This window comes from Amycolatopsis silviterrae (assembly GCF_042684085.1).
Lineage (GTDB): Bacteria > Actinomycetota > Actinomycetes > Mycobacteriales > Pseudonocardiaceae > Amycolatopsis > Amycolatopsis silviterrae.
In genome coordinates this window covers 15,754-41,259 of record NZ_JBHUKS010000038.1, presented here as the reverse complement: position 1 = coordinate 41,259, position 25,506 = coordinate 15,754, and the positions used below count along the sequence as shown (strand labels likewise).

Annotated in this window: 28 protein-coding genes; 16 read left to right on the top strand and 12 right to left on the bottom strand. The window is 70.0% G+C overall.

Annotation, left to right across the window (positions count from 1 at the left end):
* The first annotated feature begins 492 nt into the window (after positions 1 to 492).
* From ACFSVL_RS43845 to ACFSVL_RS43835, 3 genes are read left to right on the top strand one after another with little or no spacing between them, the layout of a single operon-like run.
* Positions 493 to 1,200 (top strand): RraA family protein, encoded by a 708-nt coding sequence (locus ACFSVL_RS43845; RefSeq protein WP_378313658.1) that lies wholly within the window; start codon positions 493 to 495, stop codon positions 1,198 to 1,200.
* Positions 1,172 to 1,891 (top strand): SDR family oxidoreductase, encoded by a 720-nt coding sequence (locus ACFSVL_RS43840; protein ID WP_378313657.1) that lies wholly within the window; start codon positions 1,172 to 1,174, stop codon positions 1,889 to 1,891. Before ACFSVL_RS43845 ends, ACFSVL_RS43840 begins: the two co-directional genes overlap by 29 nt.
* Positions 1,888 to 2,280: an NUDIX hydrolase gene (locus ACFSVL_RS43835; protein ID WP_378313655.1), complete on the top strand. Its 393-nt coding sequence runs from the start codon at positions 1,888 to 1,890 to the stop codon at positions 2,278 to 2,280. The genes ACFSVL_RS43840 and ACFSVL_RS43835 overlap by 4 nt, the downstream gene beginning before the upstream one ends.
* On the opposite strand, the gene ACFSVL_RS43830 is transcribed toward ACFSVL_RS43835, so the two are convergent.
* From ACFSVL_RS43830 to pucL, 5 genes are all read right to left on the bottom strand, one after another.
* Positions 2,258 to 3,358, bottom strand: coding sequence for a glycerate kinase (locus ACFSVL_RS43830; protein ID WP_378313653.1), 1,101 nt, complete (start codon positions 3,356 to 3,358; stop codon positions 2,258 to 2,260). The genes ACFSVL_RS43835 and ACFSVL_RS43830 overlap by 23 nt on opposite strands.
* Complete coding sequence (locus ACFSVL_RS43825; RefSeq protein WP_009082380.1) at positions 3,355 to 3,732, bottom strand: allophanate hydrolase-related protein; 378 nt, start codon at positions 3,730 to 3,732, stop codon at positions 3,355 to 3,357. Before ACFSVL_RS43825 ends, ACFSVL_RS43830 begins: the two co-directional genes overlap by 4 nt.
* A gap of 16 nt (positions 3,733 to 3,748) precedes the next feature.
* A complete protein-coding gene (locus tag ACFSVL_RS43820) occupies positions 3,749 to 5,191 on the bottom strand; it encodes an NCS2 family permease (protein ID WP_378313652.1) in 1,443 nt (480 codons plus the stop codon).
* 178 nt (positions 5,192 to 5,369) lie between these two features.
* Positions 5,370 to 5,858, bottom strand: coding sequence for a nucleoside deaminase (locus tag ACFSVL_RS43815; protein WP_378313650.1), 489 nt, complete (start codon positions 5,856 to 5,858; stop codon positions 5,370 to 5,372).
* Between the two features lie 37 nt (positions 5,859 to 5,895).
* Positions 5,896 to 6,768 carry a factor-independent urate hydroxylase gene (gene pucL, locus ACFSVL_RS43810; RefSeq protein ID WP_378313648.1) on the bottom strand — a complete coding sequence of 291 codons (873 nt, stop codon included), beginning with the start codon at positions 6,766 to 6,768 and terminating at the stop codon, positions 5,896 to 5,898.
* 160 nt (positions 6,769 to 6,928) lie between these two features.
* Between pucL and ACFSVL_RS43805 the strand changes: the two genes are divergently transcribed.
* From ACFSVL_RS43805 to ACFSVL_RS43785, 5 genes are all read left to right on the top strand, one after another.
* On the top strand, positions 6,929 to 8,449 hold the full coding sequence (locus ACFSVL_RS43805; protein WP_378313646.1) for a PucR family transcriptional regulator: 1,521 nt from the start codon (positions 6,929 to 6,931) through the stop codon (positions 8,447 to 8,449).
* A 181-nt stretch (positions 8,450 to 8,630) separates the two neighbouring features.
* Entirely contained in the window at positions 8,631 to 8,930 is a 300-nt protein-coding gene (locus ACFSVL_RS43800; protein WP_378313644.1) for a YciI family protein, read from the top strand.
* 141 nt (positions 8,931 to 9,071) lie between these two features.
* A complete protein-coding gene (folP, locus tag ACFSVL_RS43795; protein ID WP_378313643.1) occupies positions 9,072 to 9,941 on the top strand; it encodes a dihydropteroate synthase in 870 nt (289 codons plus the stop codon).
* Positions 9,941 to 10,753 (top strand): dihydrofolate reductase family protein, encoded by an 813-nt coding sequence (locus ACFSVL_RS43790; protein WP_378313641.1) that lies wholly within the window; start codon positions 9,941 to 9,943, stop codon positions 10,751 to 10,753. Before folP ends, ACFSVL_RS43790 begins: the two co-directional genes overlap by 1 nt.
* Before the next feature lie 15 nt (positions 10,754 to 10,768).
* Positions 10,769 to 11,830, top strand: a complete 1,062-nt coding sequence (locus ACFSVL_RS43785; protein WP_378313639.1) for an amidohydrolase family protein — start codon at positions 10,769 to 10,771, stop codon at positions 11,828 to 11,830.
* A gap of 113 nt (positions 11,831 to 11,943) precedes the next feature.
* Here the strand turns inward: ACFSVL_RS43785 and ACFSVL_RS43780 are convergent, their stop codons facing one another.
* A complete protein-coding gene (locus ACFSVL_RS43780) occupies positions 11,944 to 12,699 on the bottom strand; it encodes a hypothetical protein (protein WP_378313637.1) in 756 nt (251 codons plus the stop codon).
* Positions 12,700 to 12,792: 93 nt separating this feature from the next.
* On the opposite strand from ACFSVL_RS43780, the gene ACFSVL_RS43775 reads away from it, so the two are divergent.
* From ACFSVL_RS43775 to ACFSVL_RS43765, 3 genes are all read left to right on the top strand, one after another.
* Entirely contained in the window at positions 12,793 to 13,611 is an 819-nt protein-coding gene (locus tag ACFSVL_RS43775; RefSeq protein WP_378313635.1) for a helix-turn-helix transcriptional regulator, read from the top strand.
* Between the two features lie 8 nt (positions 13,612 to 13,619).
* The gene (locus ACFSVL_RS43770) at positions 13,620 to 13,979 is read left to right on the top strand and encodes a VOC family protein (RefSeq protein WP_378313633.1); all 360 of its coding nucleotides are present in this window, start codon (positions 13,620 to 13,622) and stop codon (positions 13,977 to 13,979) included.
* Positions 13,980 to 14,076: 97 nt separating this feature from the next.
* Positions 14,077 to 15,603, top strand: coding sequence for an AMP-binding protein (locus ACFSVL_RS43765; protein ID WP_378313631.1), 1,527 nt, complete (start codon positions 14,077 to 14,079; stop codon positions 15,601 to 15,603).
* Positions 15,604 to 15,684: 81 nt separating this feature from the next.
* Here the strand turns inward: ACFSVL_RS43765 and ACFSVL_RS43760 are convergent, their stop codons facing one another.
* The 5 genes from ACFSVL_RS43760 to ACFSVL_RS43740 all read right to left on the bottom strand — a co-directional run bounded on the left by ACFSVL_RS43760 (position 15,685) and on the right by ACFSVL_RS43740 (position 19,226).
* Positions 15,685 to 16,230 (bottom strand): dihydrofolate reductase family protein, encoded by a 546-nt coding sequence (locus ACFSVL_RS43760; RefSeq protein WP_378313629.1) that lies wholly within the window; start codon positions 16,228 to 16,230, stop codon positions 15,685 to 15,687.
* An 86-nt stretch (positions 16,231 to 16,316) separates the two neighbouring features.
* Positions 16,317 to 17,354 carry an LLM class flavin-dependent oxidoreductase gene (locus ACFSVL_RS43755; RefSeq protein WP_378313938.1) on the bottom strand — a complete coding sequence of 346 codons (1,038 nt, stop codon included), beginning with the start codon at positions 17,352 to 17,354 and terminating at the stop codon, positions 16,317 to 16,319.
* A complete protein-coding gene (locus ACFSVL_RS43750) occupies positions 17,354 to 17,866 on the bottom strand; it encodes an SRPBCC family protein (RefSeq protein ID WP_378313627.1) in 513 nt (170 codons plus the stop codon). Before ACFSVL_RS43750 ends, ACFSVL_RS43755 begins: the two co-directional genes overlap by 1 nt.
* Positions 17,867 to 18,292: 426 nt before the next feature.
* Positions 18,293 to 18,796 carry a winged helix-turn-helix transcriptional regulator gene (locus ACFSVL_RS43745; RefSeq protein WP_378313625.1) on the bottom strand — a complete coding sequence of 168 codons (504 nt, stop codon included), beginning with the start codon at positions 18,794 to 18,796 and terminating at the stop codon, positions 18,293 to 18,295.
* Positions 18,797 to 18,836: 40 nt separating this feature from the next.
* A complete protein-coding gene (locus tag ACFSVL_RS43740) occupies positions 18,837 to 19,226 on the bottom strand; it encodes a cupin domain-containing protein (RefSeq protein ID WP_378313623.1) in 390 nt (129 codons plus the stop codon).
* A gap of 51 nt (positions 19,227 to 19,277) precedes the next feature.
* Between ACFSVL_RS43740 and ACFSVL_RS43735 the strand changes: the two genes are divergently transcribed.
* The 3 genes from ACFSVL_RS43735 to ACFSVL_RS43725 all read left to right on the top strand — a co-directional run bounded on the left by ACFSVL_RS43735 (position 19,278) and on the right by ACFSVL_RS43725 (position 22,607).
* On the top strand, positions 19,278 to 20,243 hold the full coding sequence (locus ACFSVL_RS43735) for a helix-turn-helix domain-containing protein (protein WP_378313621.1): 966 nt from the start codon (positions 19,278 to 19,280) through the stop codon (positions 20,241 to 20,243).
* 223 nt (positions 20,244 to 20,466) lie between these two features.
* Complete coding sequence (locus ACFSVL_RS43730) at positions 20,467 to 21,642, top strand: lytic transglycosylase domain-containing protein (protein ID WP_378313619.1); 1,176 nt, start codon at positions 20,467 to 20,469, stop codon at positions 21,640 to 21,642.
* Positions 21,643 to 21,692: 50 nt separating this feature from the next.
* The gene (locus ACFSVL_RS43725; RefSeq protein WP_378313617.1) at positions 21,693 to 22,607 is read left to right on the top strand and encodes an SDR family NAD(P)-dependent oxidoreductase; all 915 of its coding nucleotides are present in this window, start codon (positions 21,693 to 21,695) and stop codon (positions 22,605 to 22,607) included.
* A gap of 184 nt (positions 22,608 to 22,791) precedes the next feature.
* On the opposite strand, the gene ACFSVL_RS43720 is transcribed toward ACFSVL_RS43725, so the two are convergent.
* Positions 22,792 to 23,595: a TetR/AcrR family transcriptional regulator gene (locus ACFSVL_RS43720; RefSeq protein WP_378313616.1), complete on the bottom strand. Its 804-nt coding sequence runs from the start codon at positions 23,593 to 23,595 to the stop codon at positions 22,792 to 22,794.
* A gap of 118 nt (positions 23,596 to 23,713) precedes the next feature.
* On the opposite strand from ACFSVL_RS43720, the gene ACFSVL_RS43715 reads away from it, so the two are divergent.
* Both ACFSVL_RS43715 and ACFSVL_RS43710 read left to right on the top strand, forming a co-directional pair.
* Positions 23,714 to 24,127, top strand: a complete 414-nt coding sequence (locus ACFSVL_RS43715) for a DnaJ family domain-containing protein (RefSeq protein ID WP_378313614.1) — start codon at positions 23,714 to 23,716, stop codon at positions 24,125 to 24,127.
* A gap of 251 nt (positions 24,128 to 24,378) precedes the next feature.
* The gene (locus ACFSVL_RS43710; RefSeq protein WP_378313612.1) at positions 24,379 to 25,506 is read left to right on the top strand and encodes a metallophosphoesterase; all 1,128 of its coding nucleotides are present in this window, start codon (positions 24,379 to 24,381) and stop codon (positions 25,504 to 25,506) included.

Genomic DNA, 25,506 nt, shown 5'->3' with positions numbered 1-25,506 from the left:
TCAACGCGGTGGGAGATGTCCGTGAGGGGAACCCTGAGGGACTCTGATTCCCGCAGGGTTCCCCTCACGACCCGCTACCGCCAGCGAAGGCCGTGAGGGACCCCTTCACAGACCCAGATTCCCTCAAGGAGTCCTTCACAGCCCTTGGCCCGGCCACCGCCGAAGCGCCCCAATGTGGCATTGGGCGCATCCCACGCAACCAACGCCACATTGGGTGCGTCACATGCACCCAACGCCACATTGGGGCGCAAGCCCCACCCCTCACCAACCCGCCGCCGATGCACCCACCCCAGCGAGGCACCCAGCCCACCCCCGCACCCCGATACGAAGCCTCCCTGCGCTCGGCGGGTGCTTGTCAAGGCATCTTTCCCGCCTTGACAAGCACCCACCGAGCGCAGGGAGGCTTCGGGGTGCCCCACGCAACCGCCAAAACCCGCCAGCCACCCACCCAAACTCCGCTAGCGTGAACCAGATCCCCACGAAAGGACCCCCATGACCCCCACCGACCTAACCACCCGCTTCGCCACCCTAACCACCGCCCACCTGGCAGACGCCTGCCTACGAGCCCGCCTAACCGTCCGCTGCGCCCCAACCGGCACCACCTCAGTCACCCCAGGCCAGAAGCTCTCCGGCAGAGTCCTCCCAGCCAGACACTCAGGCAGCGTCGACGTCTTCCTAGAAGCCCTAACCTCCGCCCACCCAGGCGACGTCCTGGTAGTCGACAACCGCGGCCGCCGAGACGAAAGCTGCGTAGGCGACCTCATCACCGCCGAAGTAGCAACCGCCGGACTGACCGGCATAGTCATCTGGGGCCTGCACCGAGACACCGCCGAACTACGCGAAATCGGCCTCCCCGTCTACAGCCTGGGCTCCCTCCCCACCGGCCCCCTGCACCTCAACGACCGCCCCGCGGACGCCCTGGAGTCAGCCACCGTAGGCGACTGGACCGTAACCACCGACGACCTGGTCTTCGGCGACGACGACGGCGTCCTCTTCATCCCAGCCGCCCAGGCCAGCGAGGTACTCCGGCTAGCGGAATCCATCCGCGACACCGAACGCCAGCAAGCCGAAAAGATCCGCAACGGCACCACTCTCCGAGCCCAGGTCCGATTCACCGAATTCCTGGCCAAACGAGAGAACGACCCGTCCTACACCTTCCGCCAACACCTCCGTGCGAAAGACAGCGCCATTGAAGAATAAGAGAACCGCCCTAGTCACCGGAGCCGGCAGAAAAGCCGGAATCGGCGCAGCGATCGCGACCCGGCTAGAAGATGACGGCTGGACCGTAGTCACCACCCACTGGTCCGACTACGACCGCCGAATGCCCTGGGGCGCGGACGAAACCGTCCAAGGCATCGAAGCCGACCTAGCCGACCCGGAAACCCCGGCGAGACTATTCGACCAGATCGACGGCGACGTACAGGCACTCGTGCTCGCCCACTGCGAGTCCGTCGACTCCAGCTTGCTCGACACCACAGTGGACAGCTTCGACCGCCACTTCGCCGTCAACGCCCGCGCGAGCTGGCTACTGATCCGAGAGTTCGCAAAGCGCTACCGAGGACCACACGGCGCAGGCCGGATCGTGACCCTGACCAGCGACCACGTGGTCCACAATCTCCCTTACGGAGCAAGCAAAGGCGCACTAGACCGCATCACCCTGGCCGCAGCCGGGGAACTCGGCCACCTCGGCATCACCGCGAACGCAGTGAACCCAGGCGCGACCGAAACCGGCTGGATCACCGACCCCCTGCGCGAGACGCTCAAACAACACACCCCGCTAGGCCGAGTCGGCACACCCCGCGACTGCGCCGGTCTCGTCGCGTTCCTTTGTGGACCGGAAGGCGGCTGGGTGAACGGTCAGGTCCTCGTCGCCAACGGAGGCGCGGCATGAACGACAAACACCTCGTCTACGTCCTGCTCCCGCGCGGCGAGACCGTCCTGCTGATCCGCCGTGCACCCGGAACCTTCCTCGGCGGACATTGGGAATTCCCCGGCGGCACCGTCGAACCCGGCGAAGCCCTGGAAACCACCGCGGTGCGGGAAGTCGCCGAGGAAACCGGGCTGCGGGTACGGCTCGTCGGGCAGCGGGCCAGCCGATCCTGGCCGGACCGCACCGGCAAGCCGTTCACCGTGCACGCCGCCTACTACGACGCGCACCCGGAATTCCTCGGCGACCTTCAGCTCAACCCGGCCGAACACGACGACCACCGCTGGCTGACCCCCGCTGACGCGGCCGGACTCCCCCTGTCCGACCACGTCAGGCAGGTACTGCTCGGCTGAAATCCCGAGCCAGCTGCGCGGCCCGGTCGCGCAGCAGCGACCGGGCCTCGGCGACGCACCGGTGCTCGTCCGGCTCCACGTCGGTCAGCGCGTACACCCCGGCGAAGCCCGCTGCCCGCCATTCCGGCGCGGACAGCAGGCATCGGCCGGCCAAGGCGACCACCGGCGTGCCACCCGCCGCCCGGAGCACGCCCACCGGCGCTTTTCCGTGCAGCGATTGAGTGTCCAGCGAGCCTTCACCGGTGATGACGAGCCGCGCGTCGCGCGCGGCAGCCGGGAATCCCAGCAACTCCAGCAGCACCTCGATCCCCGGCCGGATACGGGCGCCGAGTCCGGTGAGCACACCGAACCCGACGCCGCCTGCCGCGCCAGCGCCCGGGGTGGTGGCGTGCGCGGAGCCCACTACTTCAGCCCACCGAGCCAGACCGCGTTCCAGCAACGCGATCTCGGCAGGACCAGCGCCCTTCTGCGGCCCGTAAACCGCGGCCGCGCCATCCACACCCAGCAGCGAGTTGTCCACATCGGACGCCAGGACAACGTCCACTTCGGGCAGTCCATCAAGCTCCACTGTGGACAACTCAGCCAGCGCCGCGCCACCGGGCGCGAGTGGATTGCCGGAAGCATCGAGCAATCGTGCGCCCAACGCGGTCAGCAATCCGGCCCCGCCGTCGGTGCAAGCACTGCCGCCGACCCCCAGCACGATCTGCGTCGCACCGGCGGCGCGGGCGGCCGCGATCAGCTCGCCCGTGCCGTAGCTCGACGCGGTCAGCGGTTCCAGCCGACCGCCGGGCAGCCGATGCAGACCGGACGCCTCCGCCAGCTCGACCACGGCGACCGTCCCGCGCAGCGCGTAGTACGCGGTGATCCGGCGGCCGGTCGGCCCGGACACCCGCACCGGGACCCGCCGGAAGCCGGCGGCGACAGCGGCGGCGACCGTCCCGTCGCCGCCGTCCGCCACCGGCAGCTGCCGCACCGGTTCGCCGGGCGCGACCTCGGCGAACGCCGCCGCCACCACTTCCGCGACCTCCGCCGCGGTGAGCGAGCCCTTGAACTTGTCCGGAGCCACCAGAACCGTCACGCCGCGGCCTTGAACGCGCGCCAGTCGCCGATCTCGGTGATGTCCCGCAACTGCACGTGCGAGGTCTGCGGCCGCCGCAGCAGCATCGCGAACGCCGAGCTGCCGTCGGCCAGTTCGATCACGCCCAGCTCCAGCTCCGGCGGTTCGGACGGGAGCACGCGGTCGCGCAGCTGATCCAGCGTGAGGTCGTAAACCTCGCCGGAGATCGCCGCGCCGCCGTGCGCTACCGGGACCAGCGCCGGGCATTGCCCGCCCACCGAATAGAACCGGTATTTCGCGGCCGTGGTCGTTTCGGCCACCAGTGGAGCGCCGTCGAGCAGATGGTGCAGCGGTTCGCCGCGCATCGCGCCGCCGTTGAGGAACATCAGAGGCATGGTGGTCCCTTTCTTCTTAGAGGATCGCCTTCACCACGTCGATTCCGAAATAGACGGTGAACACGAGCGCGAGCACGGTGAGGATCCACCCTGCTTCACGCCACTTCCCACGGAAGGTCTTGATCAGCACGAACGCGATGAGGCCCGCGCCGACGCCGTTGGTGATGGAATAGGTGAACGGAATGAGCGCGACCGTCAGGAACACCGGGATCGTGTAATCCGGGTCGTTCCACGGGATATTGCGGCACTGCGCCACCATCATCCCGCCGATCACCACGAGCGCGGGCGCGGCGGCCTGCGCCGGTACGATGCCCGCGATCGGCGTGAACAGCAGCGTCGCGCCGAACAACAGTCCAGTCACGACACTCGCCAGCCCGGTCCGCGCGCCCTCCCCGACGCCGGCCGCGGACTCCAGGAACACCGTGTTCGGCGACGAGCCGGTCAGCCCGCCCGCGATCGCGCCCGCCCCGTCCACGAACAGGATCCGGCCCATCCGCGGCACCCGGCCGTTCTTCGACAGCCCGGCCTCGGCCGACACGCTGGTGATCGTGCCCATCGCGTCGAAGAATCCGGAAAGCACCAGGGTGAACAGGAAAATCGTCGCGGTGAGCGCGCCCGCCCTGGCGAATCCGCCGAACAGATCGACCTGGCCGAGCAGCCCGAAATCGGGGGACGCCACGGCGGAATCCGGCAGCGTCGGCGTAGTCAATCCCCAGTCGCCGACGCCGAATCCGTCGTGCAGCACCACCGCGAGCACGGTGGCGGCGGCGATGCTGATCAGCACCGCCCCCGGCACCTTTCGCGATACCAGCACGGTCATCAGCAGCAGGCCGAAGCAGAACACCGCGATCGGCCAGCCGTCGAGATGCCCGTCCATCCCGAGCCGCACCGGGACGGTCGAATGCGCCGCGTCCGGGGTCCGCGTGACGAACCCGGCGCTCACCAGCCCGACGAGCGCGATATACAGCCCGATGCCGACGGTGATCGCGAGTTTCAGCGGTCCGGGAATCGCGTTCATAATGCGTTCCCGGATACCGCTGACCGCCATCAGCACAATGCAGACGCCTTCGAGCACCACGAGCCCGAAGGCCTGCGCCCACGTCATCGACGGGGCCATCTGGAACGCGACGATGCCGTTGATGCCGAGCCCGGCGGCGAGCGCGAGCGGCGCGTTGCCTACGAGTCCCATGAGGACAGTCATCACGGCCGCGGCGAGCGCGGTCGCGGTGGTCACTTGCGCGGCGCTGAGTTTCGCGCCGGTGATGTCGGCGGAGGCGCCGAGGATGAGCGGGTTGAGCAAAACGATGTAGGCGACCGCGACGAAAGTCGTCACGCCGCCGCGTACTTCACGGCCTACGGTGGTCTCGCGGGCGCGCAGTTCGAACAGCCGCTCCACAATGGACTTGCGCTCAGGTCCGGGAGCCGAGGTCGCCGCTTCGTCGAGGCGTACCTGGGTCATGCGTCCTCCCCTTGCCGGTGGGTGTGCCGGACCGCGCCCCCGGCACAGGCCAGGGAGCGGGCACAGCGGGACGTTTGCGTTTTGGGTGCTCCGGTCAGCACCGGGGTGGGTGGCCCGGTGGGGTGGGGGCTCGTGAGTGGCAATCCCGGTTCTAACCGGGATAAACACTCACGACGTCTCAGTACTCGACCCGGTCGGCTCGACCAAGCCACGCCGCGAACGGCGCGAACGAGTCTCCTGTAGACACTCGCGAAACCGGGGTCTGCCACGTTTCGCGCGGGTGCTCGAAAAGCTCGTAAAAGGCCCGGTCGTCAAACCCGGCCCGGGCGGCGTCGTCGCGGTCCGCCGCGAACAGCACGCGGTCCACCCGCGCCCACAGCGACGACGCGAGACACATTGGACACGGCTCGCACGAGGAGACGAGCACACAGCCGGCCAGGCTGAACGTGCCGAGCGCCTGACAGGCCGCGCGGATCGCGACGACCTCGGCGTGTGCGGTCGGATCAAGCGACGGGGTGACCCGGTTGACGCCGGTCGAGACGATCTCGCCGTCCTTCACCACGAGCGCACCGAACGGGCCGCCGCCGTCGGCGACGTTCTGCTCGGCGATCCGCACGCATTCGGCGAGCCAGGCGCGTTCGACGCCAGCGTCGATGGACACGGTCATAACGGTACTTCTCCCAACAGCTCGGGGCTTGGATTGATCAGGACCAGGCCGGTCCGGCCGGCGGGGCGTCGTCGCGCAGGACGGTGCCCTCGATCAGGCCGTACGGCCGGTCGGCGGCGTAGAACACCTCGCCGGGGTTGTCGAGGCCGAAGGGCTCGAGGTCGACGAGGAAATGGTGCTTGTTCGGCAGCGAGAACCGGATCTCGGCGATCTCCGGGACGGCCTCCAGCACCGCCTGCCCCATCGCGTACAGCGTCTGCTGCAGGGACTGGCTGTGCGTGCCGCCAAACGCGTCGAGCAGGGTGGCGAGCGCGGTTTCGTGCGCGTCCGCCCAGTCGGCCTCGTCGACGGAGAACCGCCAGGTCGCGGACACCGCGGTGGCGAGGATCCGGTCCTTCACCTCGACGAGCGTCGTGTACTCGTCGCGCGGGAAGCCCCAGAATTCGGAGCCGGTGGAGTTGAGCACGGTGAGGTCCTCGACCCCGCCGAGCACCCAGGCTCGCTCGCCGTCGTAGGTGACGCGCGTGGTGCGCGTGCCGGCCCCGGAACGGGCGAACGAGTGGTGCGCCGGCCGTCCGCCAACCTGCAGCCGCTCCCACGGATGAGCCACGATCCCGACGCGAGCGGCGTGGATGCTCTCCTGAGTGGACACGAAGTGCCGGGCCAGCCGCAGCGCGAAGTCCTCGATCTCGCCGATCCCGTCGCGGGCGAAGGCGAACACGGTGTTCTTCTGCGTGTCGGTGGCCAGCACCTTGTCGTTGGCCCCGGTCAGGTGGGTGTCGCTCATGTCGCCGGACAGCGAGACGCTCACGGTGAGGTCGGTGATCCGGTGCTCGTCACCGTCACGGTCGACGCGGACCAGCCGGTTTTCGGCCTTCCCGTAGCGGTTGTCGCCAAGAACGATCGCCATTGGTATCCCTTCTCGTTCGCTCGCCGAGTGAGTACACCTGGCGCGACGTGGCACGGGCCACGGCAGATCCACCGAAAGCGGCGACGGCGAAGGGCCGGTTTTTCGTAGTTTCCGCCAAACCCCTCTGGTGTGCGGTACTGATGTGCGGAAGGAGGCGCGCATGCGGCTGGGTGCACTGCTCGACACCCCGGAGCTGGGGTTGCGGCTGCTGGCGGGCGAGAACGCGCGCGACCGCGAGTTCGGCCGGGTTTTCCAGGCGACCCTGCGGGATCCGACGCGGTACCTCGACGGCGGCGAGATCGTGCTGTGCGGGCTGCGCTGGCTGCCGGGGCGCGCCGACGCGGACGAGTTCGTCGGCAAGCTCGCCGCCGCGGGCGTGACCGCGCTCGGAGCGGGCACCGCCGAGGTCGGCGGGCCGGTGCCGGACTACCTCGTGACCGCCTGCGAACGCGTCGGCCTGCCGTTGTTCGAGGTCCCGGTGTCGGTTTCGTTCGCGACCGTGGCCGAGCAGGTGATCCTGGGCCTCGCCGCGGAACGCTCGGCGCCCGCGCGTGATTCGCACCGGCGGCTGGTGGCCGCGGTGACGTCCGGGCACGGGCTGTCCGCGCTGGTCGAGGCCGGTACGGAGGAGCTGGGCACCGGCTGCCGCGTGCTGAGCGCGACCGGACAGCAGCTGGCAGGCGGACCCGAACTGCCCGCCGAGCGCCGCACCGCGCTGGCGCGGAAGTTCCTGCGCGCCGAGCGGCTGCCGTGCCAGGACGGTCCGGTCACGCTGCTCGGCGCGGCCGGCCGCTCCGGGCACCGGATCGCGAGCTGGTTCCTGGTGGTGGACGGCGATCCGGCGCAGTGGCCGCCCGCGCGCCGCGAGCTGGCGCAGGAGCTGGCGGCGCTGGTCGGGCTCGAACGGTCCCGGGTCGACGAGGCAAGGCGGATCGAGAACCGCGCGGCCGAACCGCTGCTGCGGCTGGTGCTCGCCGACGACGCCGCACCGGGCGAGCTGACCTCCCGGCTGGCCGCCGCCGGGTTCGCGCCGCAGGAACCGGTGGCGACGCTGTCGGCCGAGGTCCGCGGCGGCGGGCCGGGGCTCGCCCAGGTGCTGGTGGAGGAACTGCTCTCGACCACCGGCGGTCCGGTGCTGGTGGCGACGGTCGGCGGCGAGACGTTCGGACTCTTCTCCTCACGCGACACCGCGGCGCTGCGGGAAGCGGTGCACACCATCGAGCCCGCGCTCGGGTCCGCGCGGCTGACGCTCGGGCTCAGCCGGGCCGCGGACGCCGCCGGTCTCCGCGCCGGCGTGCAGGAAGCCCGGCACGCGCGCACACTGGCGGGGTTGACGCCCGGCCGGGCGACGGTGCTGTCCGGCGACGAGGTGGCGTCGCATTTGCTGCTGCTCGCGGCCGTTCCGGAAGACCTGCGCCGGACGTTCGGCGAAAAAGTTCTCGGCCCGGTGCTCGCGTACGACGCCGCGCACGGTTCCGAATTGATAACAACGCTCAAGGCGTTCCTGGAAAATTCGGGATCTTGGACACAGACGTCGGCCACGCTGCACTTGCACGTGAACACTCTGCGATACCGCATCACCCGGATCGGCGAACTCACCGGACGCGATCCGAGCCGGTTCGCCGATCGGGTGGATCTTTATCTGGCCGGATGCTTCACGCAGAACTGGGGCTGGTCCTGACCATCCGTCCGAAATGTCCTGGGGAAACGCCGGAGCCGGCGATTTTCCTTACTGGGTAAAGGAAATCTCAACAGTACGGTTATCCGTAAAGAATTATTGGAAACACTTGACCATTCGATGACCCGGCACGGCACTCGGGAGGAGGATGCACCATCCGACCGAGCGTCCTACGCTGAGAGCCATGTACATCGCATTGCTGTCCTACACAGCGCCTCGAAACGAAGTCGACTACGCACTGGCCGAACACGCGGACTGGCTGCGAAGCCACTTCGCGCACGGATTGTTCCTGGTTTCCGGAAAAGGAAACGAGGACGCGGACCAAGTGATCATCTCCCGCCCGTGCGTGCGCGGCAAGCTCGACGCCGTGCTCGCCACCGACCCGCTCGTGTTGCAACGGCTCGCGCATTACCGCGTGATCGAATTCTCCGCCACCCGCACCGCCGACGAATTCCTCACCGTCAACGAGGCGCTCGCCTCCTGATCGCACGCTCCACGCGGATCGCACCGAACGCCCGGACGCAGGTGGCCTCCGGAAGCTTCCGCCCGCCACCTGCCGGACGTACTCCCGCCGCGAACTCGCCTATGATCACGCGAGATCTTTGGTTCCGGCCCGGGAGACCGCATGCATACGCCCGACCTCGTGTTCCGAGGCCGTCGCCTCACCAGTGACCGCGCCCTGGTGATGGCCATCGTCAACCGCACCCCCGACTCCTTCTACGACAACGGTGCGACCTTCGAAGAAGCCCCCGCGCAAGCGGCGATCCGCCGTGCGCACGCCGAGGGCGCCGACCTGATCGACATCGGCGGCGTGCCCGCGGGCAAGGGCCCCGAGGTCACCGCGGCGGAGGAGATCCGCCGGGTCGTGCCGACCGTCGAGTGGGCCCGCGAGCATTTCCCCGAGCTGGTCATCAGCGTGGACACCTACCGCGCCGAGGTCGCCGACGCCGTCTGCCGCGCGGGCGCGGACCTGGTCAACGACAACTGGGCGGCGATCGAACCGGAGATCCTCGACGTCGCCGCCGAACACGGCGCGGGCTACATCTGCTCGCACACCAACGGTCTCGTCCCGCGCACCGAAGCGCTCCGTCCGGTGTACGACGACGTGGTAGCCGCGGTCGTCGAAGGCACCACTGAGCTGGCCGAGCGCGCGCTCGCCGCGGGTGTGCCGCGCGAGGGCATCATGATCGACCCCTGCATCGACTTCGGGAAGAACTCCTACCAGTCGCTCGAACTGCTGCGGCACGTCGACGCGCTGGTCGCGACCGGCTGGCCGGTGCTGATGGCGCTGTCGAACAAGGACGTGATCGGCGAAACGCTGGACCTCCCGGTCGGCGAACGGGTCATCGGGACGCTCGCCGCCACCGCCGTGTCCGCGATGCACGGCGCGGCGATGTTCCGCGCGCACCAGGTCCGCGAGACGCGGCAGGTCGCGGAGATGGTGGCGAGCATCGTCGGCACCCGGCCGCCGGCGAACGTTGTACGGTCGGTCTGATGCGCGAAGTCTTTCCCGGCAGCCAGGACCGCACCGAGGCCGAGGTCGAGCAGCTCTACGTCTATCCGGACGCGCCGAGGTGGCTCGCGGTGAACTTCGTGTCCAGCGCCGACGGCGGGATCACCGTCGAAGGCCGCTCCGGCGGGCTGTCGACACCCGCGGACCGGATCGTCTACCGGCTGGGCAACGACCTCGCCGACGTCGTGCTGGTCGGCGCGGGCACCGCGCTGGCCGAGGGCTTCGAGGGCCTGCGACCGGACGAGAAGACCGCGGAACGGCGGCGCAGGCACGGGCTGGCCCCGATCGCGCCGATCGCCGTGGTCAGCACCGGCCGTTCGCTGCCGCCGGACGCGCCGGTGATCACCAAGGCGCTGGTGCCGACCATCGTCATCACCAGCGCGGCGACGGACCCGGACCTGCGCGCGGCGTGGACGGCGGCCGGGGCGGACGTCCTGGTCGCCGGGACAGGCGACCCAACCCTGCACGAGGCGACCGGCGACCCGGCCCTGCACGCCGATCCGGACGACCAGCGCCCGCGCCCCCGCCACGGCGACGTCGACCTCGCTGCCGCGGTGGCCGAACTGGCCCGGCGAGGCCTCCGCCGCATCGACTGCGAGGGCGGCCCGCATCTGTTCGCGTCGCTGCTGGCCGCGGGTGTGGTGGACGAGCTGCGCCTGACTGTCGCACCGATGCTGATCGCCGGAGACGCCCCGCGCGTCGCGATGGGCGCGGCCATCGACCCGCGGCAGCTGGAACTGCTTTCCGCCTTGGTGGACGACAACTCTGTACTCTTGCGGTATCGCGTCCACTGACCCTGGGGAGGGATCGTGGCCAAGACCGCTCTGCGCAACGTGCGAGTCTTCGACGGACGAGGGCTCACCGAACCGCGCACCGTCGTCATCGACGGGCCAGTAATCGGCACAGATCCCGCTGGAGCACGGGAAATCGATGCCGCCGGGGCGACGCTGCTGCCCGGGTTCATCGACGCACACGTCCACCTGAACAAGCCGGAACAGTTGGCCGACCTCGCCGCGTGGGGTGTCACCACCGGGCTCGACATGGCGTGCTGGCCCGCCTCCCGGGTAGCCGAGCTGCGGTCGGCGGGTCCGGCGGACTTCCGCAGCGCCGGTCCGCCCGCGATCGGCCCCGGCGGCATGCACACCCGGATCCCGGGGATGCCCGAGTCCTCGATCGTGACGACCGCGGACGCCGCTGTCCGGTTCGTCGAGGCGCGCGTGGCGGAAGGGGTCGACTACGTGAAGGGCGTCGCCGAAGCTCCCGGCGACGGCGGGCCGCCCGCCGAGGCGTTGCAGGCGCTGGTCGACGCGGCACGCGAACGGGGCCTGGACACCGTTGTGCACGCGGCGACTCCGGGCGCGTACCACTTGGCCGTGGCGAGCGGAGCGCGCTTCGTGACGCACGTGCCGGTGATCGGCCGGATCGACGCCGAGGACGTCGCCGCGATGAAAGCCGCCGGGCAGACGGCCGTCCCGACGCTCACCATGATGGAAGGGGCGCTCCCCTTCTTCGCTGGTGCCACGGGTGATTACGTGGCCAACGTGGCCGCTTTGCACGCCGCCGGGGTCGAAATCCTCGCCGGCACCGATGCCAGCGCCGATTCCGGAGCCCCGGTCGAACTCGCGCACGGGGCGAGCCTGCACCACGAGTTCGAGCTGCTGGCCGAAGCCGGATTGAGCCCAGTGGAGATCCTTCGTGCCGCGACGATCGGCCCGGCGCGGGCGTTCGGGCTGACCGACCGGGGCGAGATCCAGCCTGGGCTGCGCGCGGATCTGGTCTTGGTCGAAGGCGACCCGGTGACGGACCTGTCGGCGACCCGGGCCATTCGCGCGGTGTGGTGCGCGGGAACGGAAATCACCCCGGACCGGTAATTTCGCTCCCAAGGTCCGTGAGGGGAACCCTGAGGGAATCTGATTCCCTCAGGGTTCCCCTCACGGACAGTAGACCCAAGGACGCGGCCGCGATCACTCCGTCGGACAGCTCCTCAAGACCGCTGGACGGCATCGTCGGCTTCCTCGAACGTCGTCTGCGCCTTGGCCAGCTCCTCCGTCGCCCGAGCCGCGCGCTGCTCCGCCTCGGCGAGCCGTTCCCGCAGTTCGGCCACCCGGTCGTCGGCCTGCTCGGCCGCTCGCTCCGCGCGCTGCAGATTCCGCTCCGCCTCCGCCCGCGCACGCACCGCTTGCCGCCGTTCCAGCGCCCGGATCCGGGCCTCCTCCTCGGCCTTCCGGTCCTTTTCGGACTGTCGGGTCTTCTTGGCCGGAGCGGGATTCGTCGGCAGCGACAGCCAGCGATCGGCGTCCTGGCGGGCCTTGGAGGTGAGCCGTCCGGCCAGCGCCAGCCGGGCGACGTCCGCGTCCGCGACGATCGCCTCCAGCGTCTCCTCCACCTCGCGCTCGACGGAATCGCTCAAGCCGGACGCGTCCCGGATGATCCGCTGCACCAGCTCCGCCCGCTGGTGCGCCAGGTCGCGCAGCCGGGAGCCGTCGAGCCGCTCGTGCGCTTCGCGCAACTGCCCGCCGAGCGACGCCAGCTCGGACAGCGGAGCGGACCCGTCGCGCGCCAGGCGGTTGAGGTACGCCGCGGCCGCGGTCGGCTTGCGCAGCGCGCGGATCCGGCGCGCCAGCTCGACGTCGCCCGCTTCCTTCGCCGCGCGGGCGGCGGCGGTCCGCTCCGCGACGAAGTCGGCCGGCTCACCTGCGTAGAGCCGGTCGGCGACGGTATCGAAATCCGTGGTTGCCACGTGTGCCACCGAACCACACGAGTAGTCCGAACGCGACGCAACGCGTAACGTGGACGTCCACCCACCAAGGTCGAGTGAAGCGGGACGGTGCCCATGACGCCTCCGGGCCGGCTCGCGCTCACGGCCAGCCCCCTGGTCGCCGGCGCGCTCAAAGCACTGCAAATCGCGACCGAGCTGCCGGTCGCGATGGGCGGACCGGTGTCGGCGGCCTCCCGCTCGCACGTGATCGACCAGCTGCGCGGCACCACCACCCGGTCCATGCAGCACGTACAGGTGGACACCGGAGCCGGGCTCGGCGGCAAAGCGGTGGCGCTGGCCCGGCCGTCGACGGTGGTCGACTACCTCAACGCGCAGGGCATCACGCACAAATACGACCACGCGGTGGCACCCGAACGGCTGCGTGCGATGGTCGCGCTGCCGGTGCGCGTCGGCGAGACCACGCGCGCGGTGCTGTACGCGGCGTCCCGGGACTCGATCACGTTCGGCGACCGTTTGTTGCACGCGGCGACCGCGGTCGCGACGCGGCTAGGACGCGACATCGAGGTCGAAGAAGAGGTGCAACGCCGGCTGGCCGCGCCGACGGTCGTCCCCGCGGCCGAACGCGGCGACCTGCACGCCGAACTCACCGCGATCGCCAGTTCGATCCAGGACGAGAGCGCCCGGGAACGGCTGCTGGCGGTGTGCGAGCGGCTGCGCCCGGAGCTGGACCTGCCCGGCGTCGCGCTGACCCCGCGCGAGGTCGACGTGCTGCGGCTGGTCAGCGAGGGCTGCACGAACGACGAGATCTCCGACCGGCTCGGCCTGCTGCCCAACACCGTCAAGTCGTATCTCAAGCACGCGATGCGGAAACTGGCGGTGTCCAACCGGGTGCAGGCGGTGAACCGGGCCCGCGCGGCCGGTTTGCTCCGCTAGGCAGCGCAATGAGGCGACTGAGCGGGGTCACGATCGATTGCGCCGAACCGGCTGTCCTGGCTGGCTTTTGGAGCGCCCTTCTCGACCGGCCAGTGTCCGGCGAGCACGACGGACCCGGCTGGGCAACGGTCGGCTCCCGGCTCGATGCCGCTCCCCGGCTGACGTTCCAGCGCGTTCCCGAGCCGAAGCGCGGCAAGGTGCGGCTGCATCTGGACGTCGAGGTGGACGACGTCGACGAGGCCCGAGCGCGGATCGAGAAACTGGGCGGGCGCTGGACCGGGGAACGCCACGACTACCCCGGCGAGGGCGTCGTGCTGGTAATGGCCGATCCCGAGGGGCACGAGTTCTGCGTCGTCCAGTACCTCTGAGCGCCCGGCACCCTCCATGTGGGGTGGCTGGATCCGGTCCGGCAAGCGAAAATCACCCGCGCGGGCAGTGCGGCCCGCTGACGCGAAGGGATCGCCCGTGTTCTACGACCTCAGTGTCCGCGACTTCCTCGACCGCGCCGAAACGGTGTACCCGGACCGGATCGCGGTGGTGGACGAACCCGCCCAGCCCGCGCAGTCCTGGGGCTCGGTGCCCTACCGCGAACTCGCCCGCCGCGCCCGCGCGCAGGCGGAGAACCTCGACGCACTCGGTGTGCCCGTCGGCGGCCGGGTCGCCATCGTCTCGCACAACTCCGCGCGGCTGCTGACGTCGTTCTTCGGCGTCTCCGGCTGGGGCCGCATCCTGGTACCGGTGAACTTCCGCCTCGCGCCCGCCGAGGTGCGGTACATCGTCGAGCATTCAGGCGCCGAAGTGCTGATGATCGATCCCGAGCTAAAACCGTTGCTGGACAGCGTGACCGCGAAGCACGTGTTCATCCTAGGCGAGGACGACGACAAAATCTGGGGCGGCGACGGCGAACCGCGACCGTGGGCCGCCGACGAATCCGCCACGGCCACGATCAACTACACCTCGGGCACCACTGCGCGACCGAAGGGCGTCCAGCTCACGCACCGTAATTTGTGGCTCAACGCAACCACTTTCGGCCTGCACACCACCCTCAGTGACAACGACGTCCTGCTGCACACCCTGCCGATGTTCCACGCGAACGGCTGGGGCATGCCGTACGCGGTCACCGGCCTCGGCGGACGGCACATCGTGCTGCGCAAGGTGGACGGCACCGAAATCCTGCGCCGCGTACAAGAACACGGCGTGACCATCATGTGCGCCGCCCCCGCCGTGGTCACCGCCGCGCTCGACGGCGCGGCCACCTGGGACGGCGAAATCCCCGGCCGCGACCGCGTCCGCATCGTGGTGGCCGGCGCGCCGCCGCCGACCCGCACCATCGAGCGCGTACGCGCCGAACTCGGCTGGGAGTTCATCCAGATCTACGGCCTGACCGAGACCTCGCCGCTGGTCACGGTGAACCGTTTCCGCAGCGAATGGGCCGACCTCGACCCGCACGAGCAGGCGAAACTCCTCGGCCGCGCGGGCGCGCCGGCCCTCGGCGTCCGCGTCACGATCGACGCCGACGGCGAAGTCCTCACCCAGAGCAACCACAACCTCGACGGCTACTGGGAAAACCCGGACGAAACCGCGCGGGTCCAGGAAGGCAACTGGTTCCACACCGGCGACGGCGGCAGCTTCACCGACGGCTACCTCACCATCGCCGACCGCAAGAAGGACGTCATCATCACCGGCGGCGAGAACGTGTCGTCGATCGAGGTGGAGGACGCGCTGAACTCGCACCCGGCCGTCCGGGAGGTCGCGGTGATCGGCATCCCGGACGAGAAGTGGGGCGAACTCGTCACGGCGCTGGTGGTGACCGACGGAACCGAGGCGACGGCGGACGAGCTGATCACGCACTGCCGCCAGCACCTGGCCGGGTACAAATGCCCGAAGCGCGTGGAATTCCTCGCCGAACTGCCGCGAACGGCGACCGGGAAGATCCAGAAGTTCAAACTCCGCCAGCCATTCTGGGAGGGCCAAGACCGGCAGGTGAACTGAGGTCTGTGAAGGGAACCCTGAAGGAATCAGAGTCCCTCGGGGTTCCCCTCACGGACCGCCGCGGAAGCTGAGCCGCCGCTCTCAATCGTCAGACGGCCGGTAGACCAGCCGCAGCACCCCGTTGCGGAACGCCGTGGTGTCCGCGAGCCGGAACTCCAGCTGCGGCCCGTCGGCGGGGAACAACCGCCGCCCCTTGCCCACCACCACCGGGTACTGCAGCAGGGTCAGCTCGTCCACCAGCCCGTGCGTCAGAAGCCATCGCACCAGCGTCGTACTCCCGCTGGTCATGATGTCGCCGCCCTCGCCGGCCTTCAGGTCCGCGATCGCCTCGCCCAGGTCGCCGCGCAGCAGGGTCGTGTTGTGCCAGTCCGTTGTGGACAGGGTGGTGGACGCGACGTACTTCGGCACGCTGTTCATGAACTCCGCACCCGGGTCGTCCGTGCGGCCGGGCCACGCCTCGGCGAAGCCCTCATACGTCACCCGGCCCAGCAACATCGCGTCGGCGTCCGCCATGCCGTCGCCCACCGCGTGCTCCAGCTCGTCGTTCCAGTACGAGAGCGACCACTGGTCCGGCGCTTCCACCACGCCGTCGAGCGAGACGAACAATGTGGACACGATCTTGCGCATCGAGCGACTCCTTGGTGTTCGGGATCGCCGACACTATGGCGCAGCCGGACCCGCCGACGCAGCCAGTTGTCCCAATGCTTGGTCCGTCAGGGCACTTGCGTTACCAACTCGAGTGCCCTGCCGAGCGTCGCGAGCCGGTTTTCCAGGGTGTCGCCCGCCGGGTACAGCCGGACGGTGTCGACTCCGGCGGCGCGCCACACCTTCAGCCGCGCGCGGACCATGTCCTCGGTGCCGATCAACGTCGTCGCGAGCACCATCTCGTCGGTCACCAGCCCGGCCGCGCCGTCGCGATCGCCGGACTGCCAGCGTTCCCGCACCTCCGCGGCGACCTCGGCCCAGCCTTGCCTGGCGTAGGCGTCGTGGTAGAAGTTCGTGCTCGCCGAACCCATGCCGCCCAGCGAAAAGGCCAGTTCCTTCTTGCGCCCGGCGACCATGGTGCGCAGTTCGTCCTCATCTGACGCGAACGCGACCTCCGCTCCTTGGCACACCGTGAGATCGCCACGGCGCCGACCAGCTTTCGCGAGCCCGGCGTCGAGATGCCGGAAGTACGCGTCGGCTCCCTCCGGGACAAAGCTCGTGCCCAGCCAGCCGTCGGCGATTTCGCCGGTGAGTTCCAGCATCCGCGGCGACAGCGTGGCCAGGTAGATCGGGATGTCCTCGTTCGGCTTGGTCGACAGCCGCATCGGGCGGGACTCGCCGGGCAGCGGGATCTGGAACGCCTTGCCCGCGAAGGAGATCTTCTCCCCGGCGAACGCGCTACGGATGATCTGCACCGTCTCGCGCATCCGGGTCAGCGGCCGCGCGAACGGCACCCCGTGCAACCCCTCGATCACCTGCGGACCGGACGGTCCGAGCCCCAGCGCGAACCGTCCGCCGGACATCTCGGCGAGGGTCAGCGCGGCCTGCGCGAGCGCGACCGGCGTGCGCACGCCGAGTTGCATGATGCCGGAGCCGAGCCGGATCTTCTCCGTGCGCGCGGCCAGATACCCGAGCACCGACGGCGCGTCCGAACCCCACGCCTCGGCCACCCAGCACTCGCCGAGACCCAGTTTTTCCGCCTCCAGCACGAAATCCCGGGTGCCCGGCCAGCCGGAGGACGCCTCGACGGTGGTGGCCGTCCGCATCATCCGGCGGTCTCCACGCGCTCCTTGATCGCGCCGAGCGTGGCGGTCATCGAGGCCTCGAACTCGCTCAGCCGGACGTGCACGATCTTCTGTTCCTTCTCCGGCATCCGCGCGATCACCTCGGTCACCCCGGACGGCCCCGGCCCCATCTGCGCCCACTGGGTAAGCCGCGTGCCGCCGTTCTCCGGGGCGAGGGTGAACCGCCAGACCGCGGTCGGATTGGCCGGATCGCTGACCGCCCAAGCGAAAACGCGCGGTTCCTCGCACTCGACGATGTAGGACGTCGTGTCCCATTCACCGCGCATCTGGTGCCGGTTGTGCCCGATGAAGGACCGCCCGAGCGCTGGTGCCGAGCCTTCGTCGCACCACCGGACCGACTGCAGTTCGCCGCTCAACTCCGGCATGAGCGCGACGTCCGAGGCGAACCGCCAGACCTGCTCGGGCGAGCCGTCGATCCACGCGTCCACCTGCACCGTCGGGGCGTCCGCGTACCGCGCGCCGGTCCACTCCATCGCGAGTCCTCCTCCGTTGGCGTCTCGACCAGCATAGTTGCGTAACTAGACTGACCCTGTCAATCACCGGGAGGCCAAAATCCGTGAAGGATTCCTTGAAGGACTCTGATTCCCATGCCAGGGACTTAAGCTGCGTGGCCGCACGCCGGCTGGACCATCCACAAAGGACGCCAGGTCGTCGAATTGCCCGATTGGTGCCCGCGTGGCCAGATCCGGAGGTCCGTGAGGGGAACCCTGAGGGAATCAGAGTCCGTCAGGGTTCCCCTCACGGACGACCAAACCCCGCACCAGCCGGCCCGCCAAGAGCGGCACCGGCCCTGGCCAGCCCCTGCCACCGCGAGACGAGCCTCAAACGACACCCGCAAGCGCCCGCCTTAAGTCCCCGGCGTTGGACTCTGATTCCCCCAAGGAGTCCTTCACGGACCGCTACTCCTGCGGAGCGAACCGCGCCTGCACGTCCGGCCGCTGCGCGAGCCGCTCCGGAAAGCCCGGCCCGCGCCGCATCCGCGTGTCGTCAGCCGACAACGGCTCGCCGCAGTCCGCGCACACCACGGTCGCGGTCGTGTCGTGCCCGCAAGCGTCGTGGTGCAGCACGATCGGCGGGCCCGCTTCGGTGGCCAGCCACCGGTCGCCCCAGGCGGTCATCGCGGCCAGCACACTCCAGAAATCGCGCCCCTTCTCGGTGAGCACGTAGTCGTAGCGCACCGGTTCGTCCTGGTAGGCGCGCTTCTCCAGCAGACCCTCGTCGACCAGCCTGCGCAGCCGGTCGGCGAGGGTGTTGCGCGCGATGCCGAGCGCCTGCTGGAACTCGTCGAAGCGGCGGACGCCGTAGAAGGCGTCGCGCAGCACCAGCGGCGTCCACCAGTCCCCGAGCAGGTCCATGGTCCGGGCGATCGAGCACGGCCACTGCGCGAAGGAAGTGCGTTTCATGGCCGCGATCCTACGCCGTCCCACGGTGCAACCCAGCAGGTCAGACGCGATGTCCGACGGTCACGTCGACCGTGTCCGGCACTTCCTCGTGCTCGTCGCCGACCGAGAGCGTCCCGGACGGCTCCACGAGCAGCACCACCGCGCCCTCCTTCGACGACGGCTTGTGGAACGTCCCGCGCGGGACCACGAACAGCTGCTCACGCGTCAGCGTCACCGTTCGTTCGCCGTCCGCCTCACGCAGGCCAAGCTCGATGCTGCCGTCGAGAACGAGGAAGAACTCGTCGGTGTCGTCGTGCTTGTGCCACACGTGTTCGCCGGCGAACCGGGCGAGACGGATGTCGTAATCGTTGACGTTGGCGACGATCCGGGGGCTCCACGGAGCGTCGAAACCCGCGAGCACGGCCTGCAGGTCGAGGGGCTGAGTTGTCATGACTCGATCTTGAGCCTGGCCTCCGGCGTCCGGGAGTGCTAGGAATCGCATATGTCGAAAGGATCCTCGCACCGCGTCGTGATGATCGTCGGCGACGGGTCGAACCCGTTCGAGATGGGCGTCGCGACGGAACTGTTCGGCTTGCGCCGGCCGGAGCTGCAGCGCCCGTGGTACGACTTCGCGCTCGCGGCGCCCGGCGGGCAAGCCCGGATGCACCTCGGCTTCTTCACCCTCACCGACGTCGCCGGCCTCGAAGCGGTCGACACCGCGGACACGGTGATCGTCCCGAACCGGCCGGATCCGCACACCCCGGCCGACCCCGAGATCATCGCCGCCATCCAGCGCGCGGACGCCCGCGGCGCGCGGCTGATGAGCTTCTGCACCGGCGCGTTCACCCTGGCCCAGGCCGGCGTACTGGACCATCGCCGCGCCACCACGCATTGGCGATGGGCCGACGAGTTCACCGCGCGTTACCCCCGGGTCCAGCTGGAGCCGGACGTTCTCTTCGTCGAAGACGGCACAGTTTTCACCGCCGCCGGAAGCGCGGCCGCACTCGATCTGTCTTTGCAGGTAATCCAACGCGATCACGGCGCGGAAATCGCCAACAAAGTGAGCCGCCGTCTCGTTTTCACCGGACACCGGGAAGGCGGGCAACAACAGTTCGTGGAACGCCCGCTGCCCGAGATTCCGGACGCTTCCCTCGCACCGGTCCTGGAATGGGCCCGCCGGCACCTCGACCAACCGCTCACCGTCACCGGACTCGCCGCCCGCGCGTCGACCAGCGCCGCCACCCTGCACCGCCGGTTCCGCGCCGAACTCGGCACGACCCCGCTGGCCTGGCTCACCGCCGAACGCGTGACGCTGGCCCGCCGCCTCATCGAACGCGGCGAACATGGTCTGGACCGCATCGCGGCCCGCGCCGGACTGGGCACCGGCGCGAACCTCCGGCTGCAGCTGCGCAGGCACACCGGGCTGTCCCCGTCCGAATACCGGAAGCGATTCGGCCCGGCGGCGTAACGCACCGCTGGGTCCACAGTGGACCCGACGAACGGATTGCTCCATTCGGCCTATTCAGCGAAGTTCCGGTTAAGCCCCGATGACCGGAACCCGCCGAAGGTTTTATGCCAGACGAACGAAAGTTGGCCGGAACGGACAGAATTCCGCCGACCCCTCACCGGAGCGCGCATTGATCCGCTAGCTTGGGCCGCGGACCGGCAGAACGGAAAACGGGGAGAAGCGCATGGCCAGACGCCGCCTGGAGGGACGGAACGCCCGGAGCCGGGCATTCGCCGCCCTCGCCGGAGGCGCGCTCGTGGTGCTGCCGACGGTGACGTCGTCCGGCATCCCGGTGGCGTTGCGCGCCGCGGACACCCCGTCGGCCGCGCAGGCCGCGCCGAACTCCCCCGGCCTGCCGCCCGGCATCACGCTCCCGCCGATCGGCGTGGACGGCAGCCTCCCGCAGCCGCCGGTCCCGCAGGCCCTCGGCGTGCCGGGCTACCCGAACGGACCCGGCTCGGCCACCACCGCCGGCCCGCTGGGCATCCCGGACAGCATGCTCCGGGCCTACCGCAACGCGGCCGACATCATGGCCCGCGAACAGCCCGGCTGCCACGTCGACTGGGCGCTGATCGCGGCGATCGGGCGAGTCGAGTCGAACCACGCGCGCGGCGGCTACGTCGACGCCCGCGGCAACACCCTCGAACGCATCCTCGGCCCGGTCCTCGACGGCGCGGGCGGCTTCGCCGCGATCCGCGACACCGACCACGGCCGCTACGACGGCGACCAGGTGTGGGACCGCGCGGTCGGCCCCACCCAGTTCATCCCGTCGACCTGGGCTTCCTACGCCTCCGACGGCAACGGCGACGGCGTCTCCGACCCGAACAACATCTACGACGAGACCCTCGCCAGCGCGCGCTACCTGTGCTCGGGCGGTCTGGATCTCTCCAGCGACGCCAACCAGCGCCTCGCGGTGCGCCGGTACAACAACTCGCAGTCCTATGTGGACACCGTGATGGCGTACGCGTACGGCTACCGCAACGGCGTTTCCAAGCTGCCGGACAGCCAGGTCCCGATCGGAGCCCCGCCCGGACCCGGCGCGGTCGAGGCCGCCGCGGGCAGCCCGGCGGGCGACGTCGCACCGCCCGCCCCGCCGGTCACCCCGGCCCAGCCGAACACGCCGAACAAGCCCGGCACTCCGACGCAGCTGCCGGGCAGCAGCACCGCGCCGAGCAGCAGCTCCCCGTCGAAGCCGACCAGCTCGACGCCGACCGCGCCTTCGACGTCGCCGAGCACCACCCCCACCAGCAGCACGACGCCGACGAGCACGACACCGTCCAGCTCCGCCCCGGCGAACCCGACGACGTCCAGCACCACGACGACCTCCAGCACCACCACGGAGGCCGCGCCGACGCACTGACGGCGGCGTTCGTATAGTCCGGACCGAAACCGGACTATGGGGGAGCGATCGTGGCGTGGAATCCCCGGCGGCTGCCGGACCTTTCCGGCAAGACCTACGCGGTGACCGGGGGAAACGCCGGGATCGGCTACTTCATCACCGAACAACTGGCCGCCGCCGGAGCGCACGTCGCGCTGCTGGGCCGGGACCCGTCGCGGCTGCGCGCCGCCGTCGAGATGGTCCGCACGCGCGTCGGTTCGACCTCGCTGAGCACGATCCCGCTCGACCTCGCCGACCTGGACTCCGTCCCGGCGGCCGTCGAAGCACTCGGTCGGCTGGACCGCGTGGACGCCTTGATCGAAAACGCTGGCATCACCGCACCCGGGCCCGTGCGCCGGACCACGAAACAGGGCCTGGAGCTGGCAGTCGGCACCAACCACTTCGGCCACTTCGCGCTCACCGCGCTGGCGATGCCGGTGCTGACCGCGTCGGCCGCTCGGGTGGTGCTGGCGGGCAGCCTGATCACCCGGATGTATCCGTACGACATCGACGATCTCCAGAGCGAGCACAAGTACTCGGACTTCCGCGCCTACGCGCTGTCGAAGCACGCCGTGCAATCGTTCGCGACGGAACTCGACCGGCGGCTGCGCGCGGCGGATTCGCCAGTGCAGGCGATCCTCGCGCACCCGGGGTTCAGCCTCGAACGCACCAGCCCCGCTCGCCCGGGAATCACCCAGCCGGTGCCGGTGATGCGGCTGCTCGCGCCCTATACCCACGGCAAGGACCACGGCGCGTGGCCGGCGGTCCGGGCCGCCGCCGACCCGGCCGCGGCTGGCGGTTCCTACTACGGCCCGGCGTTCGGCGGCGTCGGCAGGCCCCGGCCGGGCAAGGCGATGGCCGCCTCCCGGGACCTCGCGCGCGGCCGTCGGCTGTGGGCGCTTTCCGAGGAAGCGACCGGGATCCAGTTCGCGCTCGGGGGCTCCTGACTCGCCCGCATCTTGGTAACTGATGCGGGCCGGTGCTCGTCCGGCGTGGTGTACACGCACTTCGGCAGCAAGGAAGGCCTGTGGCTGGCGATCATCGACGCCCGCGCCGAAGCACACCTCGACCTGCTCAAAACCGCACTCGGCGAAGCGTCCAGCCATCGACGCCATCGCCAGGGTTTGACCCCTACTTCGCGGCCTGGTCGATCCGAGCCGCGATCCCGTCGAGAAGCCGGTCCAACCCGAACTCCGACGCCTCCGAAGCCTGCTTCGCGGTCGGACTGTCGAAGCCGCCGTCAAGCCAGGTCCGGTTCATCGCCGGGTGGGATTCGACGTCGAAAAACGTGTGCCAGAACGAAGAACGCTGCCCCCACCACGCGTCATTGGACTGCCCGGTGGTCTGTTCCAAGTGGACACTCTCCGCCTCGACCGCCGCGTTCGCGTCGACATACCCGGCAACCGAACTGGCCGCCGCGGCGACCTCGCGCGCGGGCAGCCCCAGACTGTCCATAATGGACAGCAAATACTCCTGCCCGGCCAGCTGCCCCGGACCGAGCGCGGGCCGGACCCGCGACCGCTCCCGCAGCCACGGATGCCGCCGGTAAATGTCGCGGGTCCGGTCCGCGTAAACGCGCACCTGCGCCCGCCAGTCCGCCGGCCGGGGTTCGCCGGGCCCGGGCAGATTCCGTTCCAGCAGAACGGTGTCCACCATGAGATCGATCAATTCGGTCTTGCCGGGAACGTAGGTGTAGAGCGTCATCGTGCCCGCCCCGAGTTCCTTCGCGACGCGGTGCATGGACGTCGCGACCAGCCCTTCGGCATCCGCGACCGCGATGGCGGCCACGATGATCCGCTCGATGGTGAGCGTCGGCCGCCTGCCGCGCGGCGGAGGTTCCGGGGCGCCCGCACGATCGCGCCACAGCAGGGAAAGCGTGCGCGCGACCTCCTCGCGGACAGCTTCGGGACCGTCGCCCTCGTGCTCGACGATCATCGCGTCCCCCTCCGGCCTCGTGCGGTCAACCTGGGATCCTACCTGCCGTTTCAGGACCTTCGTCCCCTCCGCGCTGCCCGGTGGGCCGCTACGCTGGGGAGCGAGGGAGGTGGTTCCAGTGACGGAACGCAAACCACCGGGCGTGTCGTTCGGCACGTGGGTCGACCGGCAAATCGCCGCCGCCGAATCCCGCGGCGACTTCGAGGACCTGCCCGGCGCCGGAAAACCCCTGCCGCCCCCGACCGGCCGCGACGCCGCGACCGACTGGGCAATCCGGCGGGCCCGAGAAGGAGACCTCGACGTGGCCGCGTTCCTGCCGCCGTCGCTCGCCTTGCCGCGAGAAATCCAAGACCTGCCCGGAAAACTGGCGAAAGTCCAGTCGGAACGCAAGGTGCGGGAAATCGTCGAGGACCTGAACGACCGCATCCGCAAGGCACACGCCCTCCCCCAGGAAGGCCCAGTCCTGCGAGCGCGACCGCTGGACGTGGACGAAACCGTGGCCAGCTGGCGCGCGGGCCGGGGAGAGTCCTGAGCCGCACGGGGTGAATCCGGGCTGACACTTTCGCCGTGGGCGGGCGATTTCACGCGCCCGCACCTCCGTACCGGCAACAGTCGCCCGCACACAGCTTCACCCAACAGCGCTCGCTGCCGAAACTCCCCGCGCTGCACCGCCAGCCACCCGCGACTCCGCCACCGAACTCACCCCCACCCGACTCGCTCCCCCGCCGCCCACCGCCCAGATACAGCTACGCTGGGTAGTACCTGGCCGAAGGGAAAACAACCGTGGGAGTTCGTCGGGGTGCCCTCGTGGTCGCCGCGCTGCTGGTGCTGTTCGGCGAGCCGTGGTCGGTGCTCGTGCTGCTGCCGGACTGGCCGGTCGCCGGCACCGTCATCGGCACCGTCGTTTTCGCCGTGGCCCTGCTGGGCTTTCCGGTGCTCATGGCGCTCGGGCACGGTCCGAAGCAGAGCGACACCGCCGCACGGATCGGAGACGTCACCCTCGGCGTGGTCTGGGTGCTGTTCACCTGGAGCGTCCTCACGCACGTACTGCGGCTGATCCTGCTGGTGTCCGGCGTGGACGACCCCGCGCGGCCACGGATCGTAGCCGCGGCCACGCTCGCCGTCGCGGCAGTACTGCTGGTCGCCGGGAACCGGATCGCCATGCGGGTGCCGCCGGTCAAGCCGGTCGACGTCGTGCTGCCGAAGCTGGGCCCCGGGCTCGACGGGCTGCGCGTCGCGGTCATCACCGACACCCACTACGGCCCCCTCGACCGCACCCGCTGGTCCGAGCGCGTGGTCGCCGAACTGAACCGGCTGCGACCCGACGTCGTCTGCCACGCGGGCGACCTCGCCGACGGGTCGGTCGCCAAACGCCGCAAGCAGGTCGACCCGCTCGGCGGCGTGCAGGCCCCGCTCGGCCGGTTCTACATCACCGGCAACCACGAGTACTTCGGCGAGGCCCAGGCCTGGCTGGACCACATGGCGAGCCTCGGCTGGGACACCCTGCACAACCGCTCGACACTGCTCGAACGCGACGGTGCCCGCCTGCTCTTCGCCGGCATCGACGACCCCACCGGAGCCGCCTCCGGACTGCCCGGCCACGGCCCCGACCTGGCCGCCGCCCTCGACGGCGCGGACCCGGACGTCCCCGTCGTCCTGCTCGCCCACCAGCCCAAACAGGTCGCACAGGCCCGCGAGGAAAACGTCGACCTGCAGATCTCCGGGCACACCCACGGCGGCCAGATCTGGCCGTTCCACCTCCTGGTCCGCCTAGACCAGCCCACCCTGTCCGGCCTCACCCGGCACGGCCCGACCCAGCTGTACAACAGCCGCGGCTCCGGTTTCTGGGGCCCGCCGTTCCGGATCTTCGCCCCCAACGAGATCGCCCTGCTGACCCTCCGCAGCGCCTAA

What these genes read in the sequence shown, in the direction of transcription:
- ACFSVL_RS43740 (WP_378313623.1), bottom strand. Translation starts at nt 19,226, where the DNA reads ATGACAACTCAGCCCCTCGACCTGCAGGCCGTGCTCGCGGGTTTCGAC.
- ACFSVL_RS43755 (WP_378313938.1), bottom strand. Translation starts at nt 17,354, where the DNA reads ATGCGGACGGCCACCACCGTCGAGGCGTCCTCCGGCTGGCCGGGCACC.
- ACFSVL_RS43825 (WP_009082380.1), bottom strand. Translation starts at nt 3,732, where the DNA reads ATGCCTCTGATGTTCCTCAACGGCGGCGCGATGCGCGGCGAACCGCTG.
- ACFSVL_RS43745 (WP_378313625.1), bottom strand. Translation starts at nt 18,796, where the DNA reads ATGAAACGCACTTCCTTCGCGCAGTGGCCGTGCTCGATCGCCCGGACC.
- ACFSVL_RS43730 (WP_378313619.1), top strand. Translation starts at nt 20,467, where the DNA reads ATGGCCAGACGCCGCCTGGAGGGACGGAACGCCCGGAGCCGGGCATTC.
- ACFSVL_RS43790 (WP_378313641.1), top strand. Translation starts at nt 9,941, where the DNA reads ATGCGCGAAGTCTTTCCCGGCAGCCAGGACCGCACCGAGGCCGAGGTC.
- ACFSVL_RS43750 (WP_378313627.1), bottom strand. Translation starts at nt 17,866, where the DNA reads ATGGAGTGGACCGGCGCGCGGTACGCGGACGCCCCGACGGTGCAGGTG.
- ACFSVL_RS43835 (WP_378313655.1), top strand. Translation starts at nt 1,888, where the DNA reads ATGAACGACAAACACCTCGTCTACGTCCTGCTCCCGCGCGGCGAGACC.
- folP (WP_378313643.1), top strand. Translation starts at nt 9,072, where the DNA reads ATGCATACGCCCGACCTCGTGTTCCGAGGCCGTCGCCTCACCAGTGAC.
- ACFSVL_RS43775 (WP_378313635.1), top strand. Translation starts at nt 12,793, where the DNA reads ATGACGCCTCCGGGCCGGCTCGCGCTCACGGCCAGCCCCCTGGTCGCC.
- pucL (WP_378313648.1), bottom strand. Translation starts at nt 6,768, where the DNA reads ATGGCGATCGTTCTTGGCGACAACCGCTACGGGAAGGCCGAAAACCGG.
- ACFSVL_RS43735 (WP_378313621.1), top strand. Translation starts at nt 19,278, where the DNA reads ATGTCGAAAGGATCCTCGCACCGCGTCGTGATGATCGTCGGCGACGGG.
- ACFSVL_RS43770 (WP_378313633.1), top strand. Translation starts at nt 13,620, where the DNA reads ATGAGGCGACTGAGCGGGGTCACGATCGATTGCGCCGAACCGGCTGTC.
- ACFSVL_RS43815 (WP_378313650.1), bottom strand. Translation starts at nt 5,858, where the DNA reads ATGACCGTGTCCATCGACGCTGGCGTCGAACGCGCCTGGCTCGCCGAA.
- ACFSVL_RS43820 (WP_378313652.1), bottom strand. Translation starts at nt 5,191, where the DNA reads ATGACCCAGGTACGCCTCGACGAAGCGGCGACCTCGGCTCCCGGACCT.
- ACFSVL_RS43845 (WP_378313658.1), top strand. Translation starts at nt 493, where the DNA reads ATGACCCCCACCGACCTAACCACCCGCTTCGCCACCCTAACCACCGCC.
- ACFSVL_RS43800 (WP_378313644.1), top strand. Translation starts at nt 8,631, where the DNA reads ATGTACATCGCATTGCTGTCCTACACAGCGCCTCGAAACGAAGTCGAC.
- ACFSVL_RS43805 (WP_378313646.1), top strand. Translation starts at nt 6,929, where the DNA reads ATGCGGCTGGGTGCACTGCTCGACACCCCGGAGCTGGGGTTGCGGCTG.
- ACFSVL_RS43760 (WP_378313629.1), bottom strand. Translation starts at nt 16,230, where the DNA reads ATGCGCAAGATCGTGTCCACATTGTTCGTCTCGCTCGACGGCGTGGTG.
- ACFSVL_RS43720 (WP_378313616.1), bottom strand. Translation starts at nt 23,595, where the DNA reads ATGATCGTCGAGCACGAGGGCGACGGTCCCGAAGCTGTCCGCGAGGAG.